This window comes from Luteimonas sp. S4-F44, assembly GCF_022637415.1.
Lineage (GTDB): Bacteria > Pseudomonadota > Gammaproteobacteria > Xanthomonadales > Xanthomonadaceae > Luteimonas.
On the sequence record NZ_CP093340.1, the window covers coordinates 2,808,390 to 2,824,421 of the forward strand.

Here is a 16,032-nt window from a genome sequence, read left to right on the forward strand (position 1 = left end):
CGCCTGCGCGCGCCGACCTCCCCCCGGGCGGGGGAGGTGCTCACAACGACGGCACGACAACTACAACGGCGCGCGGGTCCGCCGCTTGCATCGGCGCGGTCAGCGCTTGGCGAAGACCAGTTGGCCGCCGGCCGCGTCGACCGCGATCGTGTCGCCGCTGGCGAACTCGCCGGCGAGGATCCGCGAGGCCAGCGGATTCTCGAGTTGCTGCTGGATCGCGCGCTTGAGCGGCCGTGCGCCATAGACCGGATCGAAGCCGACATTGCCCAATAGATCGAACGCCGCATCCGAGACCTCGATACGCAGCCCGCGTTCGGCCAAGCGCTTTTCCAGTCCGCGCATCTGGATCTTCGCGATCTCGCGGATCTGCGCCTTGCGCAGCGGGTGGAACACGACGATGTCGTCGAGCCGGTTGATGAACTCGGGCCGGAAATGCGCCTGCACCACACCCATCACCGCGGCCTTCATTTGCGTGTAGGCCTCTGCCGAATCGTCGCCGGCCAGCTCCTGGATCTGGTGCGAGCCGAGGTTGGAGGTCATCACGATCACCGCATTGCGGAAATCGACCGTGCGGCCCTGGCCATCGGTCAGACGGCCATCGTCGAGCACCTGCAACAGGATATTGAAGACGTCGGGATGCGCCTTCTCGACCTCGTCGAGCAGGATCACGCTGTAGGGCCGACGCCGCACCGCCTCGGTCAGGTAGCCGCCCTCCTCGTAGCCGACGTAGCCCGGAGGCGCGCCGATCAGCCGGGCGACCGAGTGCTTCTCCATGAACTCGCTCATGTCGATGCGCACCATCGCGTCCTGGCTGTCGAACAGGAACTCAGCCAGCGCCTTGCACAGCTCGGTCTTGCCGACGCCGGTCGGCCCCAGGAACAGGAACGAACCGGTCGGCCGGTCGGGATCGGACAGCCCGGCGCGCGAGCGACGCACCGAGTCGGAGACGACCTTGATCGCCTCCTCCTGGCCGACCACGCGCGCATGCAGCTGCGACTCCATCGCCAGAAGCTTCTCGCGCTCGCCCTCGAGCATCTTGCTGACCGGGATGCCGGTCCAGCGCGCGACGACCTGCGCGATCTCCTCGGCGGTGACCTTGTCCTGCAACAGTTGGAAGCCCTGGGTCTCGGCCTCCTGCGCCGCCTTGAGCTGCTTCTCCAGTTCCGGAATGCGGCCGTACTGGATCTCGCTCATGCGCGCATAGTCCTGCGTGCGCTGCGCCGATTCGAGATCGAGCTTGGCCGCCTCGATCTGCTCCTTGATCTTGGTCGCGCCCTGCACCGTGGCCTTCTCGGCCTTCCAGACTTCCTCCAGGTCGTTGTACTCGCGCTCCAGGGTGCCAATCTCGGCCTCGAGGTCGGACAGGCGCTGTTTCGACTCGGCGTCCTTCTCCTTCTTCAGCGCCTCGCGCTGGATCTTGAGCTGGATCAGCCGGCGCTCCTTGCGGTCGAGTTCCTCGGGCTTGGAGTCGATCTCCATGCGGATGCGGCTGGCCGCCTCATCCATCAGATCGATGGCCTTGTCGGGCAACTGGCGGTCGGCGATGTAGCGATTGGACAGCGTGGCCGCGGCGACGATCGCCGGATCAGTGATTTCCACGCCGTGGTGCACCGCATAGCGCTCTTTCAACCCACGCAGGATCGCGATCGTGTCCTCGACGCTGGGCTCGCCGACGAACACCTTCTGGAAGCGGCGCTCGAGCGCGGCGTCCTTCTCGACGTACTTGCGGTACTCGTCGAGCGTGGTCGCGCCGATGCAGTGCAACTCGCCGCGGGCAAGCGCGGGCTTGAGCATGTTGCCCGCATCCATCGCGCCGTCGGCCTTGCCGGCGCCGACCATCGTGTGCAGCTCGTCGATGAACAGGATGATCTGGCCCTCGTTCTTGGCCAGATCGCTCAGCACGCCCTTCAGGCGCTCCTCGAATTCGCCGCGATACTTGGCGCCGGCGATCAGCGCGCCCATGTCCAGCGAGAGCACGCGCTTGCCGCGCAGGCCTTCGGGCACCTCGCCGTTGACAATGCGCTGGGCCAGGCCCTCGACGATCGCGGTCTTGCCCACGCCGGGCTCGCCGATCAGCACCGGGTTGTTCTTGGTGCGCCGCTGCAGCACCTGCACCGTGCGACGGATCTCTTCGTCGCGCCCGACGACCGGATCGAGTTTTCCGCTCTCGGCGCGCGCGGTCAGGTCGATCGTGTACTTCTCCAGCGCCTGGCGCGCGTCCTCGGCGTTTTCGTCCTGCACGCTCTCGCCGCCGCGGACCTTCGCGATCGCGGCCTCGAGCCGGGCCTTGTCCGCACCGGCCGCCTTCAGCGCCTTGCCTGCGTCGCCGCCGTCGTCGAGCGCGGCGAGCACGAACAGTTCGGAGGCGATGAAGGCGTCGCCGCGCTGCTGGGCGAGCTTGTCGGTGACGTTGAGCAGGCGCGAGAGGTCGTTGCCGACCGACAGTTGGCCGGCTTGCCCGGTCACCTTGGGCATGCGCTCGAGCGCCTCGGTCAGCCGCTCGCGCAGCACCGGTACGTTGACGCCGGCCTGGCCCAGCAGCGGCCGGGTGCCGCCGCCCTGCTGGTCGAGCAGCGCCAGCAGCAGATGCGCCGGCTCGATGAAGTTGTGGTCGCGGCCCACGGCCAGCGACTGCGCGTCGGCCAGCGCCTGCTGGAAACGCGACGTGAGCTTGTCCATCCGCATGACGGGTGTCCTCGAAGAGAGAGACCGGCGCTTGCCGGCGATGTTCACCAGATGCGGTCGAAGCGGCCGGTTGCAAGCGCCCGTGGCGCCGGACAACGCCCGCGGCTGGCCCGCCGGGCTGTCGGGCGTCCTCACCCCGCGCTTGCGCGGTGGCGGGCAGGATGCGGTTCGACCGCGCCTGGAGTCCCCGCATGCAGTACCGCCTCTACTACTGGAACGGCATCCAGGGCCGCGGTGAGTTCGTACGCCTGGCGCTCGAGGACGCGGGCGCCGACTACATCGACGTGGTGCGCGAACAGGGCGACACCGCGATGGACGCGTTCCTGGACGGCCGGGCCGATGGCATGCGCCCCTTCGCCGCCCCATTCCTGGAGGCCGGCGGCCAGGTCATCGCCCAGGTCGCGGCGATCCTGCACTTCCTCGGCCCGCGGCTGGACCTGGTGCCCGACGATGCGGTGGGCCGGCTGCAGGCGCTGCAACTGCAGCTCACGATCGCCGATCTGGTGACCGAGGTCCACGACAGCCACCACCCGATCGCCAGCGCCGCGTACTACGAGGACCAGAAGGACGCCGCCGTGCGTCGGGCGGCCGACCTGCGCCAGCACCGCCTGCCGAAGTTCCTCGGCTACTTCGAAGCCGTGCTCGAACAGGCCGGCGGCGCGTGCGCGCTCGGGCGCCACTCCTATGTCGACCTGTCGCTGTTCCAACTGCTGCGCGGCCTCGACTACGCCTACCCCAACGCGATGGCGTCGCTGTCGCCGAGGCTGCCGCGGCTGCGCGCGCTCGAGGCCCGGATCGCCGAGCGTCCGGCCCTCGCGGCCTACCTGGCCTCGACGCGTCGGCTGCCGTTCAACGAACACGGCATCTTCCGCCATTACCCCGAACTCGATGGCGCGATTGCACCCTCGAACAGGTGACAGCCTGCACGGATTCACATTGGTTTATCGGCGCGCACGCAATCATGCTGCGATGCGCCAATCACTGGAAGCCACCGCGCCCTCGCCCCCCCATCCCGCCCCGCACCGCGGGTCTCCCCCCCCTCCAGCTGACGACTGGGCCCTGTTCCTCGATGTCGACGGCTGCCTGCTGCCGTTCGCCGAACGTCCCGACGCGGTGTCCGTGCCCGCGGCGCTGCTCGCACGCCTGATCGCATTGCGCGCCTCCCTGGGCGGTGCGCTGGCGCTGGTCAGCGGACGCAGCCTGGCGACGCTCGATCACCTGTTCGCACCCGAGCAGTTCACGGCCGCGGGTCTGCACGGTGTCGAGCGGCGCCGCGCCGATGGCCTCGCCCATGGCGCACCGTCGCCGGCCGCACTGGCCACGATCCGCGACAAGGCACTGGTGGTCGCACGCCGGTATCCCGGCGTCGTGGTCGAAGACAAGGGCGCGGCGCTCGGCCTGCACTGGCGAGGTGCTCCGCAGGCCGAGGTCGCGCTGCGCGCGTTCGCCCAGGCGATGCTGCCACGGCTGCCCGGCTACCAGCTCCAGCCCGGCGACCATGTCGTTGAACTGCGCCCCGAGCATGCCGACAAGGGCAGCGCGATCCTCGCGTTCCTGGAGGAGCCGCCGTTCGCCGGCCGCCGTCCGGTATTCGCCGGCGACGATCTGACCGACGAGACTGGCTTTGCCGCGGTCAACGCCCGCGGCGGCATCAGCGTGTTGGTCGGCGACCGCGCCGCGTCGGCTGCCCGGTTCGCGCTGGCCGACCCGGCCCAGGTCCACCGCTGGCTCGGCGTGCCCGTCCCCCTTCCCCCCCCGCCTCCTGAGATCTCCCGATGACGCCAGCTGACACCTCCACCCTCGACCTGGGCCTCGTCGGCAACGGCAGCTTCGGCGCGCTGTTCGACACGAAGGCCCGGTTGGTCTGGTCGTGCCTGCCGGCCTTCGACGGCGATCCGGCGTTCTGCGCACTGCTCTCGCCCAAGGCCGGCCACGGTGACTGGTCGATCGAACTCGATGATTTCGCGCGTAGCGAGCAGGCCTACATCGAGAACACCGCGATCCTGCGCACGGTGCTGCACGACCGCCACGGCGCGTCGATCGAGATCCTCGACTTCGCGCCGCGCTGGCGCCAGCACGGCCGGTTCTACCGGCCGGTCATGATCACCCGCCGGGTCCGCCTACTCTCGGGCAGCCCGCGTATCCGCATACTGCTGCGCCCGCTCGCCGACTGGGGCGCGCGCACGCCCGAGTACACCTGGGGCAGCAACCACATGCGTTTCCTGCTCCAGGACTTCGCGCTGCGCGCGACCACCGACATGCCGATCCGGCTGCTGCGCGAAGGCCTGGCGTTCGTGCTCGACCGTGACCTGCATTTCGTGCTCGGCCCCGACGAAACGCTGACCCAGCCGATCGACGAGTTCGTGCGCGACGCCCTGCATCGCACCACCGATTACTGGCGCGAGTGGGTGCGCTACCTGTCGATCCCGCTCGATTTTCAGGAGGCGGTGATCCGCAGCGCGATCACCCTGAAGCTGTGCCAGTACGAGGACAGCGGCGGCATCATCGCCGCGATGACCACCTCGATCCCAGAGGCGCCAGGGACCGCGCGCAACTGGGACTATCGCTACTGCTGGCTGCGCGACGCGGCGTTCGTCGTGCGCACGCTCAATCGCCTGGGCGCGACCCGGACGATGGAGGAATACATCCGCTACATCTTCAACCTGGCAGTCAGCGACGACGGCGACATGCAGCCGGTCTACGGCATTGATTATGCGCACGAGCTGACCGAGGAGGAGATGCCGGCGCTGGCCGGATACCGCGGCATGGGTCCTGTGCGTCGCGGCAACCTGGCCTATGTGCAGCGCCAGCACGACACCTACGGCAGCGTCGTGCTGGCCTCGGCCCAGTTGTTCTTCGACCGCCGCCTGGAACATCCGGGCGATGCGGCGACGTTCGCCAAGCTCGAACCGCTTGGCAACCTCGCCTGGAAGCAGTACGACCAGCCCGATGCCGGCCTGTGGGAATTCCGCGGCAAGGCCCACGTGCACACCTACTCCAGCGCGATGTGCTGGGCGGCCTGCGACCGGCTGGCGCGGATCGCGGTTCAGCTCGGCCTGGACGCGCGCGCCACGCACTGGCGCGAGCGCGCCGACACGATGCGCACGCGGATCCTGGCCGAGGCCTGGAACGCCGAGGCCGGCCATTTCGCCGATGCCTTCGGCGGCGATCGCCTCGACGCCTCGCTGCTGCTGCTCGCCGACCTCGGCTTCGTGACGCCTGAAGATCCGCGCTTCGTCGCCACCGTCGATGCGATCGGACGCACGCTGCGCCACGGCGACGGCCTGTTCCGCTACGTCGTGCCCGACGATTTCGGCGCGCCGGAAACGAGCTTCACGATCTGCACGTTCTGGTACATCGACGCGCTCGCATCGATCGGACGGCAGCACGAAGCACGCAGCCTGTTCGAGACCATGCTCGCACGGCGCAATCACCTGGGCCTGCTGTCGGAGGACATGTCGTTCGAGGACGGCGAGGCCTGGGGCAACTTCCCGCAGACCTATTCGCATGTGGGCCTGATCATGGCGGCGATGCGGCTCTCGCGTTCCTGGCAGGAGGCGGCATGAGTCGCTTGGTCGTCGTCTCCAACCGGGTGGCGCTGCCGGACTCGGACCAAAGCGGCGGCCTGGCGACCGCGCTCGATGCCGCGCTCAAGGAGGCCGGCGGCCTGTGGTTCGGCTGGAGCGGCAAAGTCGCCCGTGCACATTCGGGCGAGCTGCATCGCGCCACGCACGAGAATATCGATTATCTGACCATCGATCTGTCGCGTGAGGACTACGAGGGTTACTACAACGGCTTCTCCAACCGCACGTTGTGGCCGCTGCTGCATTTCAGGCTGGACCTGGTCGACTACAACGCGATGACCCAGGCCGCCTACCGCGGCGTCAATGCGCTTTTCGCCGAGAAGCTGGCCAAGGAGATCCGCGACGAGGACATCGTCTGGGTCCATGACTACCACCTGCTGCCGCTCGCGCAGGAACTGCGCCGACGCGGCGTGCGCGCGCGCATCGGTTTCTTCCTGCACGTGCCGTTCCCGTCGGCCGACATCGTGGCCGGTCTGCCGCACCACGAGAAGACCTTCGGCGCGCTGGCCGCCTACGACCTGGTCGGCTTTCAGACCGAACGCGACCTGGAGCGGTTCCAGGACTACATCCGCCTGTTCCGCGGCGGCAGCGTGACCGCCCGCGGGACGCTGCGCGACCACGATGGGCGCAGCTTCCAGGCCGACGCTTTCCCGATCGGCATCGATGCCTCGGCGATCGCGACGCTGGCGGCCAACGCCGCGCGCAATCCGGCGGTGCGGCGGATGCAGGCCAGCCTCACCGGCCGCGCGCTTGCGATCGGCGTGGACCGACTCGACTACTCCAAGGGCCTGCCCGAGCGCTTTCGCGCCTTCGAGCGCGTGCTCGACAAGCACACCGACCTGCGCGGCCAGCTGACCTACCTGCAGATCGCCCCGGTCTCGCGCGGTGGCGTCGCCAGCTACCGCGCCCTGCGCCGTGAACTCGAGCAGTACGCCGGCCATATCAACGGTGCCCACGCCGACCCCGACTGGACGCCGGTGCGCTACGTCAACCGCACCTACCCGCACGCGACGCTGGCCGGCTTCTACCGGCTGGCGCGCATCGGCCTGGTCACTCCACTGCGCGACGGCATGAACCTGGTCGCCAAGGAATACGTCGCCTCGCAGGACCCCGGCGACCCGGGCGCGCTGGTGCTGTCGATCTTCGCCGGCGCGGCGCGCGAACTCGACGGTGCGCTGCTGATCAACCCCTTCGACAGCGACGGCGTCGCCGATGCGATCGCCGCCGCGCTGAAGATGCCGTTGGACGAACGCCGCGAACGCTGGCAGTCGATGATGCAGCGTATCTCCAGCTACGACATCCACGCCTGGCGCCGCGACTTCCTCGAGCGCCTCCAACAGACCCGCTGAAACCGGGGTCAGAGTCGCTTTTCCAAACTGGGGTCAGAGTCGCTTTTTTCGTGCGAACCGGTCTACCGGCGCCAGGCGTTCCGGAGCAAAAAGCGACTCTGACCCCGGTTCTAGTGGCCGGTTTTACAGGGGCGCGGGCTGGATGATCTCGACCCAGTAGCCGTCGGGGTCTTTGATGAAGGCGATCGAGCGCATGCTGCCGTCGCTCAGCCGCTTCTGGAACGGGACCTGCAGCGCTTCGAACCGAGCGCAGGCGGCGCGGATGTCGGGCACGCTGACGCAGATGTGGCCGAAGCCTCGCGGGTCACGGTTGCCGTCATGGTAGACGGGGCCGTCCTGGTGTTCAGTGCCGTGGTTGTGGGTCAATTCGAGCACGCCACGCTGCTCGGCCAGCCACTGACGGCGCGCCTCGTCGTCGTCGGGAAGGATGCCGGCGTCGTCGATCAGTACGAGGAAATACAGCGAGAACTTCGCGTCGGGGAAATCCACCTTGCGCGCGAGGGTGAACCCGAGCACGCGGGTATAGAAGTCCAGCGATGCGACCGGATCCTTGATCCGCAGCATCGTGTGGTTGAAGACGAATTGGCGCGTGGCGGTGTCGCGTTCGGCGGCGACACCGGGGACCTGGGCGAGTGCGGCACGGGTCTGTGCGGTCATGGCACGGCTCCAAAAGGCGGGGGATGCGCCATTATCGGCGATCGGCCGACGGCCTGCGGCGACCTCGCGCAACGCTGCGTCGCAGACGTAAGTGCCTCGCCTCCCGTCAGCCCTCGCCCTTCTCCGGTTGAAGCCAGCCGCGGGCGCGGAACACCGGGCCGACCAACGGCAGCACCGCTTCCACCTCGTACACGCAGCGTCCGTCGACCTCGCGCTCGTTGCCGCGCACGTCCGCCAGCAGCCGTGCCGGCAGCGGCAGCACGCCGAGCACGCGCGCACCGACCACGTTCCAGTACAGCGTCCCGCCATGGTGGTGGAGGACGCAGCGCAGTTGCAGCGCGCCGCGGCGCAGCCGCAACTGGCCGTCGCGGTGCCACAACCGCCAGCGCGCCGGGGCCCGTCGCGGCGTCGTGTCCAGTTCGCGCAGCCAGATCTCTCCGCGCGGCCCGGTCGTGCAGTCCAGGGTCAGCGCCGCGTCCGTGGCCGCGCCCGGCACGCCGGCCAGGCGCGCGCACAGCCGCGCCAGCAACCCACGACTGCGCTCGATCGTCATCGCGCCGGCATGGCGCGCATGCCCGCGCACGCCATGCAGCGTGCGCAGCGCATCGGGCATCCGGAAGAACGCGGCGCCGAGCAGGGTCTGGAACAGCGTCGGCGCCATCGCGCGGCCTGAAGCGGATCGGGCGCGCAGGATAGCGCTTGCGCGCCTTGCGTTCAGCCCGGATCGATCGCCGCGGGCGGGTGCCGCTGCAGGCCGAGCAGCCCGATCGCCAGCGCCAGCACCGCGTACGCGGCCGCGAACTGGAACGCGATCGCCTGGCGCAGCCCCTCCAATTGCCACGGCAGCACCAGCGCGCCGGCCGGGTGCACCGAATGGATCACCCCGAACAGGGTCGCGACCGCGGCCACCAGCAGCGTCGCCACGGCCGTGCCCGGGCGCCGATCGACCAGCGCGACCAGCGCCGTCGCCCACAGCATCGCAGTGATGATGAAGCCGTTACCGAGCACGACGATCGTCGCCATTTCGGGCAGGCCATGGCCGGCATCGACCTGCGCGTACAGCGCGGCCATGCGCGCAGGATCGATCCAGGCCGGATTGCCGAACTTGATGTTGAGCAGGTAAGCGATGGCCGGCAGGAATGCGAGCGACACCGCGATCGCGTGTTCGCGCCGGGTGCTGTGGAAGGCCTGCACGGTGATGCCGATGCCCACGAACACGATGATCGGCGCCAGCACCGCCACCGGCAGCCACTGCACCAGCCCCGAGACCAGGCCCAGCATGCCGCCCAGGCCGACGAACAGCCCGGTCAGCAGCGTATAGCCGCTGCGCGCGCCCATTTGTTTGTAGGCCGGCTGGCCGATATAGGGCGTGGTCTGGGCGACGCCGCCGCAAACGCCGGCCACCAGCGTGGACACCGCCTCGACCAGCAACACATCGCGCGTGCGGTAGTCGTCGCCAGCCGCACGCGCGCTTTCACTGACGTTGATCCCGCCGACCACCATCAGCAGGCCGAACGGCAGCAGCAGCGACAGGTACGGCAGCGTGGCCGGCAGTCCGTCGACGAAGCCCAGGGTCGGCCACGGCCAGGCGGGTGCGGGCCAGGCGACGTCGGGCACGGCGAAGCCCGGCGACAAGCCGGCCAGTCCGAGCCCGTAGTACAGCACCAGTCCGACCAGCAGCGCGAACGGCACGCCGGGCAACCGCAGCGGCACCGGTCCGCGTGCGACCAGCACGTACAGCAGCAAGCCCAACGTCGCGAAGCCGGCGACCGGCGCGCGCAGGGTCTCGATCAGCGGCAGGAAGCCCAGCAGCATCAACGCCGCGCCGCCGATCGAACCCAGCAGCGCCGCGCGCGGCACGACTCGGGCGATCCAGTCGCCGGCGAACGACAGCACGAGTTTGAGCGCCCCCATCACCAGCAGCGAGGCCATGCCGAGTTGCCAGGTCGCGATGCCCGCCGCCTCGGAGTCCAGGCCCTGCCGGCCGAACGCGAGAAACGCCGGGCCCAGCACCAGCAAGGCCATGCCGATGCTGGTCGGCGCATCCAGACCCAGCGGCATCGCGGTGACGTCATCGCGGCCGCTGCGCCGTGCCAGGCGCCGCGCCATCGCCGTGTACAGCAGGTTGCCGACCAGCACGCCGAGCGCGGTGCCCGGGAACATCCGTCCGAACACGATATCGGCCGGCACGCCGAAGAGCCCGATCAGGGCTGCGGCGATGAAGCCCAGGATCGAGAGGTTGTCGACGACCAGGCCGAAGAAGCCGTTGATGTCGCCGGCGACGAACCAGCGAAGACGAGAGCGGGAGGCAGCAGCGGTGGACATCGGCGTTCCGTGACAACGGGAGGGATCGAGCGCAGATCATCCCGGCAACTGCCGGCGCGCCGCCACCAGGACGATGCCATGCTGACAGATGCCGCGTGCGCCGACATCGCGAGCTTGCGGCGCGCGCAGGGGCCGGCAACGGGCGGGCGCCCCCTATGCGGTGCGCGCGACGCCGGTACCCGCCGCGCCCTCGGCGGCGGGCCGGGTCAGCCTTTAGAACTTCGCCATGAACTCCACGCCCCAGGTCCGCGGCTCGTTGATGAATCCGGTCAGATTGTTGAAGTCGATACCGCCAACGATGCGCGTGCTGTCGGTGATATTGCGGCCGAACACGGCGAGATCGTAGCGGCCCTGGTTCCAGTTCGTGCCCACGCGCAGGCCGCCTTCCAGGGTCGAGCGGCCGCGAAACTCGGGCGACTCGTAGAGGAAGAAGTTGACCTGTCCGCGATACGCCCAGTCGGTGTAGACGTAGAACTCCGCGTCGTCGCCGACCGGCACGCCCCAGCGCGCGGTGAGGTTGTGGATCCACTTCGGTGCCTGCGGCAGCGCATTGCCGTCCACGCGCGCGAAGGTCTGGCCGTCGATGACCACCGTGGGATCGGTGACCGTGCAACCACCGCCGCAGATCGCCACCGCCAGGTTCGGGTCGCGGATCTCGGTGTCGTTGTAGCTGGTGCCCCAGGTCACCAACAGGGTGTCGGTAAGCCAGGCCTGCAGGTCGAGCTCGGCACCCTGGCCGATCGACTTGTCGGCATTGAGCAGGATCGCCTGGTTGGTCGCGCCGCCCACGGCGATCAGTTGCTGGCCGTCGACGTTGAAGCGGAACAGATTGAAGCCGATCCGGCCGCGGCGGTCCCACAGGTCCGCCTTGATGCCGACCTCGTAGGAAATCACTTCTTCCGAATCGGCGACCGAGATGCCGCCAAATGCCAGCCGCCCCTGGATCGACGGCGCACGGAATCCCTTGGCGACCCGGCCGTAGACGTTGACGTCCTCGTTGAGCTCGTAGACCGCGCTCGCATCCCAGCTGATGTCGTCGACATCGGTGTCGGCGAAATAGGGACCGCCGACCGGCGTGCCGAACGGCACCGCCTGCAGCACGCTGGCGCTGAAGTCCTTCTTGTCCTGGGTGTAGCGCAGGCCGCCGCGCAGTTTCAGACGATCGGTCGCGGCGTATTCGCCGGACGCAAACAGCGCCCACGCGGTATTGCGCTGCTCCTGCACGGCATGGCCGGTCTGCGGATTGCCGGGGCTGAGCGAATCGTAGTTGAGGCTGTCGACGGTCAGTTCCTCGCGGAACCAGAACGCGCCGGCCTGCCAGTCAAACGGGCCGTCGAGATTCGACTCCAGGCGCACTTCCTGGCTGATCTGCTTGTGGTCGGGAATGCCGTCGGCCGATTCGGAGGAGAAGGGAATCAGCCCCGGCCCCGAGTCGGGCAGGAAGGCCGCGCCGTAGCCGCCGTCGATGTCGCCGCGGTTCAACGACTCCAGGGTCTCGTAGCCGGTGATCGAGTACAGGCTGTACTGCCCGAAGTCCCAGCGCAGCCGGGCGCTGGCGCCCCAGGTCTGGAGATCGGAGAAATTGACGCCGTCGAGCGCGACGCGTTCGCGGTCGAAACCGGGACGGAACCGGTTGCTGCCCGGCGAGACGAGGTTGGCGCGGAACAAGCGCGCCGTGCCATTGAGATCGCGCCGATGCAGGTTGAACAGCCCTTCGAAGCCGTCGCCCTCATACAGGAACTGCACGCGCGCGGCCGATTCGTCGTAGCCCTCGAAGCCGTCGTTGGGTGCACCGGCCAGGGTGTTGCGCACCGAATCGTCGCGGCGCTGGTACAGCGCCGACACACGTGCCGACCAGCGCTCGGTCAGCGCGCCGCCGACCGCGCCCTCGAAGTTCCACATGTTGTCGCTGCCGTAGGCGAGCTTGCCGTAGCCCTCGAAGTCCTGGCTCGGGCGCACCGAATCGAACTTCACCACGCCGGCCGGCGTGTTGCGGCCGAACAGCGTGCCCTGGGGGCCGCGCAGCACCTCCACGCCGGCGATGTCGAACACAGGGAAGCCCTTCAACAGCGGGTTCTCCAGCACCACATCGTCGTAGATCAGCGACACCGGCTGCGAGGCGTTGAGATCGAAATCGGTATTGCCCAGGCCGCGGATGTAGAAGCGCGGAAATGCGCGCCCGTAGCTCGATTCGATATTGAGGCTGGGCACGCGGCCCGACAGGAACCGGATGTCGGTGCCGCCGCTGCCCAACACGCCGAGCTTCTCGGCATCGAGCGTGGTGATCGAGACCGGCACGTCCTGGATGTTCTCCACGCGCCGCTGCGCGGTCACTTCGACCGCATCGAGCGTGGCGGCCGTCGTCGATGGTGCGTCGGTGACCTGGGCGAAGGCGACCAGCGGCAGTGCACTGGCGAGCGCTGCGGCGAGCTGCGAACGGGACGGACGGCGCGCTTGGCGGAAAGGCTTGAGCGACATGGCGGGGATCTCGAACAGGGAGGAGGAAGATCGGCTGGAGAACGATAAGTCGACGCGCGGCCACGCGCGACGCACGCGCAGCCGACGCCGGGCGGCTCGGACAGCAGACGCACAACGGACACGGCAGGACGATCGTCGGCGAGGCGGGGCGCATCCCGGAACCGGGGCGCGCCGCCCACTGTATTGCGATCTCCGGCTGGACGCCTAAACCGGTTGTGCGGACCTAGTCGCCGATCCAGGCGAGCGTCGCCAGCCGGCCGCTGCGGCCGTCGCGCCGGTGCGAGAAGAACGCCGACGGCTCGGAGATCGTGCAGCGTCCGCCGCCGTGCAGGGCGCCGGGGCGCAGGCCTGCAGCGACCAGCCGGCGGCGCGCCAGCGCGAACAGGTCGACCCGCCAATGGCCGGGCCGGGTGGCGACGAAGGCCGCTGCCGCGCCCGCATCCGGCCCGACGAAGGCATCGTGCACCTCGGCGCCGACTTCATAGGCCCGCGGGCCCGCCGCCGGGCCCAGCCAGGCGCGCACGTCGCCGGGCGGGGTGCGCATCGCGCCGAGCGTGCGTTCGAGCACGCCGGTGGCCAGGCCGCGCCAACCCGCATGCGCCGCGGCGACCTCGCGGCCGTCGTTGGCGGCGAACACCACCGGCAGGCAGTCGGCGGTCAGGATCGCCAGCACCGTCCCGGGCACCGACGTCACCGCCGCATCGGCTTCGGGCTCGGCATCGATCGACTGGGCGCCGATGGCCGGCGCCTCGAAGCGCAACACCGTGGTGCCATGCACTTGGCGCAGCCAGTGCGGCGGCGACGGCAGCGCGAGCAGTCGCGTCAGCGCGGCTCGGTTGCCGTCGACGACCTCCGGGTCGTCGCCCTCGGGCGAATAACGATTGCCGAGATTGAACTGGTCGAACGGCGGCGCCGACGCGCCCGCGCCATGACGCAGCGTGGTGCCGGCGCGCACGCCCGGCGGCGCGGGCCAGTCGGCGGGCAGCCAGGCGCTCATCGGCGCGCCAGGTCGCCGTGCTCGGCGGCGTCGGCGCGCAGCGCTTTGAGCAGGGCCTGCATGTCGGCCGGCAGCGGCGCGTTGCAGCGCACCGCCTCGCCGGTCGTGGGATGGCGGAACTCCAGCGTTTCGGCATGCAGCGCCTGGCGGCGGAAGCCGCGCAGCATCGCCGCGGTCTCCTCCGACGCGCCCTTGGGCAGCTTCAGCGCGCCGCCGTACAGCGGGTCGCCGAGGATCGGATGGCGCAGATGCGCCATGTGCACGCGGATCTGGTGGGTGCGGCCGGTCTCGAGCCGGCATTCGAGCGCGGTGTGCGCGCGGAACCGCTCGCGCAGGCGGTAGTGGGTGACCGCCTCGCGGCCATCCTCGCGCACGGCCATGCGCAGGCGATCGCGCGGGTGGCGGTCGATCGGCGCGTCCGCGGTGCCGCCCGAGACCAGCGCCCCGACGACGATCGCCAGGTACTGGCGATGCACGTCGCGCGCCGAGAGCTGCTCGACCAGCGCGTTGTGCGCCTCGAGCGTGCGCGCGACGACCATCACGCCCGAGGTGTCCTTGTCGAGCCGGTGGACGATACCCGCGCGCGGCAGCGCGGTCAGCGACGGATCGCGGAACAGCAGCGCATTGACCAGGGTGCCGTCCGGGTTGCCGGCGCCCGGGTGCACGACCAGGCCGGCCGGCTTGTCGATCACGAACACCTGCGCGTCCTCGTACAGCACCGACAGCGGGATGTCCTGTGGCATCGCCTCGGTCTGGACGTCGAGGACGACGTTCAGGCGGACGGTCTCGCCGCCGACCACCGGGTCGCGGGGGCGCGGCACGGCGCCGTCGAGCAGGACATCGCCGGCCTTGATCCAGGCGGTGAGGCGAGAGCGCGAGAACTGCGGAAACAGCTCGGCCAGGACCGCGTCGAATCGGCGTCCCGCGGCGGCGTCGGGCACTTTGGCGGTGCGCTGGTCGGGAAGGTCGCTGGGGGCTGGCTGCATTGGACGGCTCGGATTCAGGCGTGGGCGACGGGCACGGGGCCCGGACTGGTATTATCCGCGGTTCGTGCCCCGACCGCCCACCGCCTCCATGACCCCACGCCTTGCAACGACGACCCGCGCCCTGGTGTGCCTGCTGCTGGCCGTGCTGGTCGCCACTGGCTGCTCCCGCGGCAAGACCAAGGACGACGAGAACGAGGGCGTGCCGGTCACCGAGCTCTACGACAAGGGCCACGCGTCGATGCGCATGGGCAACTGGAGCAACGCGGCGACGACGTTCCGCCGCCTGGTCGCCCAGTACCCCTACGGGCCGCACACCGAGCAGGCGCTGATCGAGATCGCCTACGCGCAGTACAAGATGGGCAACAACGAGGAAGCGATCTCCAGCATCGACCGCTTCATCCGGACCTATCCCACGCACCGCAACATCGCCTACATGTACTACCTGCGCGGGCTGGTGAACTCCAGCCGCGACACGGTGTTCCTGCAGCGGGTGTGGAGCCTGGACAGCAGCCGCCGCGACCTGGCCTCTCCCAACCAGGCCTACGCCGACTTCAACACCGTCACCGAGCGCTTCCCCAACAGCCGCTACGCCGCCGACGCGCGTCAGCGCATGGTCGCGCTGCGCAATATGTTCGCGCGCCACGAGATCGAGACCGCGCTGTACTACCTGCGCCGCGGTGCGTACGTCGCCGCGACCGAACGGGCGACCTACCTGCTGGAGACCTATCCGCAGAGCGAGTACCAGAACGATGCGGTCGCCGTGCTCGCGCTCGCCTACGACCGGCTCGGCAACGACACGCTGTCGGCCGATGCGCGCCGGGTGCTGGAGCGCAACGAACCCGATCACCCGTATCTGACCGGGTCCTGGCCGAACGAGCCCTGGCGCATCCGCCGCCTCAACCCGTTCGCGACCGAGCGTACCGCGATCGACAGCGACCGCGACTGACGACACGCAACGCCGCCCTCTAAGG

Annotated in this window: 12 protein-coding genes; 5 read left to right on the forward strand and 7 right to left on the reverse strand. The window is 69.4% G+C overall.

Translation table 11 applies throughout. The annotated features are described in order from the left end of the window. Positions 1-99: 99 nt before the first annotated feature. Positions 100-2,685, reverse strand: coding sequence for an ATP-dependent chaperone ClpB (gene clpB, locus MNO14_RS12795; protein WP_241944102.1), 2,586 nt, complete (start codon positions 2,683-2,685; stop codon positions 100-102). A gap of 191 nt (positions 2,686-2,876) precedes the next feature. Here clpB and MNO14_RS12800 point away from each other — a divergent pair, with 191 nt between their 5' ends. The 4 genes from MNO14_RS12800 to otsA are packed head-to-tail and all read left to right on the forward strand — an operon-like array spanning position 2,877 to position 7,618. Beyond that, the gene (locus MNO14_RS12800) at positions 2,877-3,602 is read left to right on the forward strand and encodes a glutathione S-transferase (RefSeq protein ID WP_241944103.1); all 726 of its coding nucleotides are present in this window, start codon (positions 2,877-2,879) and stop codon (positions 3,600-3,602) included. Between the two features lie 52 nt (positions 3,603-3,654). Beyond that, positions 3,655-4,464, forward strand: a complete 810-nt coding sequence (gene otsB / locus MNO14_RS12805; RefSeq protein ID WP_241944104.1) for a trehalose-phosphatase — start codon at positions 3,655-3,657, stop codon at positions 4,462-4,464. Further along, positions 4,461-6,251, forward strand: a complete 1,791-nt coding sequence (locus MNO14_RS12810; protein WP_241944105.1) for a glycoside hydrolase family 15 protein — start codon at positions 4,461-4,463, stop codon at positions 6,249-6,251. The genes otsB and MNO14_RS12810 overlap by 4 nt, the downstream gene beginning before the upstream one ends. Beyond that, positions 6,248-7,618: an alpha,alpha-trehalose-phosphate synthase (UDP-forming) gene (otsA, locus tag MNO14_RS12815; RefSeq protein WP_241944106.1), complete on the forward strand. Its 1,371-nt coding sequence runs from the start codon at positions 6,248-6,250 to the stop codon at positions 7,616-7,618. Before MNO14_RS12810 ends, otsA begins: the two co-directional genes overlap by 4 nt. Positions 7,619-7,741: 123 nt before the next feature. Here the strand turns inward: otsA and gloA are convergent, their stop codons facing one another. The 6 genes from gloA to rluD all read right to left on the reverse strand — a co-directional run bounded on the left by gloA (position 7,742) and on the right by rluD (position 15,061). After that, a complete protein-coding gene (gene gloA, locus MNO14_RS12820) occupies positions 7,742-8,275 on the reverse strand; it encodes a lactoylglutathione lyase (RefSeq protein WP_241944107.1) in 534 nt (177 codons plus the stop codon). A 106-nt stretch (positions 8,276-8,381) separates the two neighbouring features. After that, positions 8,382-8,936, reverse strand: a complete 555-nt coding sequence (locus MNO14_RS12825; RefSeq protein WP_241944108.1) for a DUF4166 domain-containing protein — start codon at positions 8,934-8,936, stop codon at positions 8,382-8,384. A 53-nt stretch (positions 8,937-8,989) separates the two neighbouring features. Further along, the gene (locus MNO14_RS12830) at positions 8,990-10,600 is read right to left on the reverse strand and encodes a hypothetical protein (protein ID WP_241944109.1); all 1,611 of its coding nucleotides are present in this window, start codon (positions 10,598-10,600) and stop codon (positions 8,990-8,992) included. 213 nt (positions 10,601-10,813) lie between these two features. Next, a complete protein-coding gene (locus tag MNO14_RS12835) occupies positions 10,814-13,078 on the reverse strand; it encodes a TonB-dependent receptor (RefSeq protein WP_241944110.1) in 2,265 nt (754 codons plus the stop codon). 223 nt (positions 13,079-13,301) lie between these two features. Further along, complete coding sequence (pgeF, locus tag MNO14_RS12840; protein ID WP_241944111.1) at positions 13,302-14,075, reverse strand: peptidoglycan editing factor PgeF; 774 nt, start codon at positions 14,073-14,075, stop codon at positions 13,302-13,304. Next, entirely contained in the window at positions 14,072-15,061 is a 990-nt protein-coding gene (rluD, locus tag MNO14_RS12845; RefSeq protein ID WP_241944112.1) for a 23S rRNA pseudouridine(1911/1915/1917) synthase RluD, read from the reverse strand. The genes pgeF and rluD overlap by 4 nt, the downstream gene beginning before the upstream one ends. Positions 15,062-15,149: 88 nt before the next feature. Between rluD and MNO14_RS12850 the strand changes: the two genes are divergently transcribed. Next, positions 15,150-16,007, forward strand: coding sequence for an outer membrane protein assembly factor BamD (locus MNO14_RS12850; protein WP_241944113.1), 858 nt, complete (start codon positions 15,150-15,152; stop codon positions 16,005-16,007). Positions 16,008-16,032 lie beyond the last annotated feature (25 nt).

Excerpts from the sequence above, each read along its gene's own strand:
- clpB (WP_241944102.1), bottom strand. The coding sequence starts at position 2,685 with ATGCGGATGGACAAGCTCACGTCGCGTTTCCAGCAGGCGCTGGCCGAC.
- MNO14_RS12800 (WP_241944103.1), top strand. The coding sequence starts at position 2,877 with ATGCAGTACCGCCTCTACTACTGGAACGGCATCCAGGGCCGCGGTGAG.
- otsB (WP_241944104.1), top strand. The coding sequence starts at position 3,655 with ATGCGCCAATCACTGGAAGCCACCGCGCCCTCGCCCCCCCATCCCGCC.
- MNO14_RS12810 (WP_241944105.1), top strand. The coding sequence starts at position 4,461 with ATGACGCCAGCTGACACCTCCACCCTCGACCTGGGCCTCGTCGGCAAC.
- otsA (WP_241944106.1), top strand. The coding sequence starts at position 6,248 with ATGAGTCGCTTGGTCGTCGTCTCCAACCGGGTGGCGCTGCCGGACTCG.
- gloA (WP_241944107.1), bottom strand. The coding sequence starts at position 8,275 with ATGACCGCACAGACCCGTGCCGCACTCGCCCAGGTCCCCGGTGTCGCC.
- MNO14_RS12825 (WP_241944108.1), bottom strand. The coding sequence starts at position 8,936 with ATGGCGCCGACGCTGTTCCAGACCCTGCTCGGCGCCGCGTTCTTCCGG.
- MNO14_RS12830 (WP_241944109.1), bottom strand. The coding sequence starts at position 10,600 with ATGTCCACCGCTGCTGCCTCCCGCTCTCGTCTTCGCTGGTTCGTCGCC.
- MNO14_RS12835 (WP_241944110.1), bottom strand. The coding sequence starts at position 13,078 with ATGTCGCTCAAGCCTTTCCGCCAAGCGCGCCGTCCGTCCCGTTCGCAG.
- pgeF (WP_241944111.1), bottom strand. The coding sequence starts at position 14,075 with ATGAGCGCCTGGCTGCCCGCCGACTGGCCCGCGCCGCCGGGCGTGCGC.
- rluD (WP_241944112.1), bottom strand. The coding sequence starts at position 15,061 with ATGCAGCCAGCCCCCAGCGACCTTCCCGACCAGCGCACCGCCAAAGTG.
- MNO14_RS12850 (WP_241944113.1), top strand. The coding sequence starts at position 15,150 with ATGACCCCACGCCTTGCAACGACGACCCGCGCCCTGGTGTGCCTGCTG.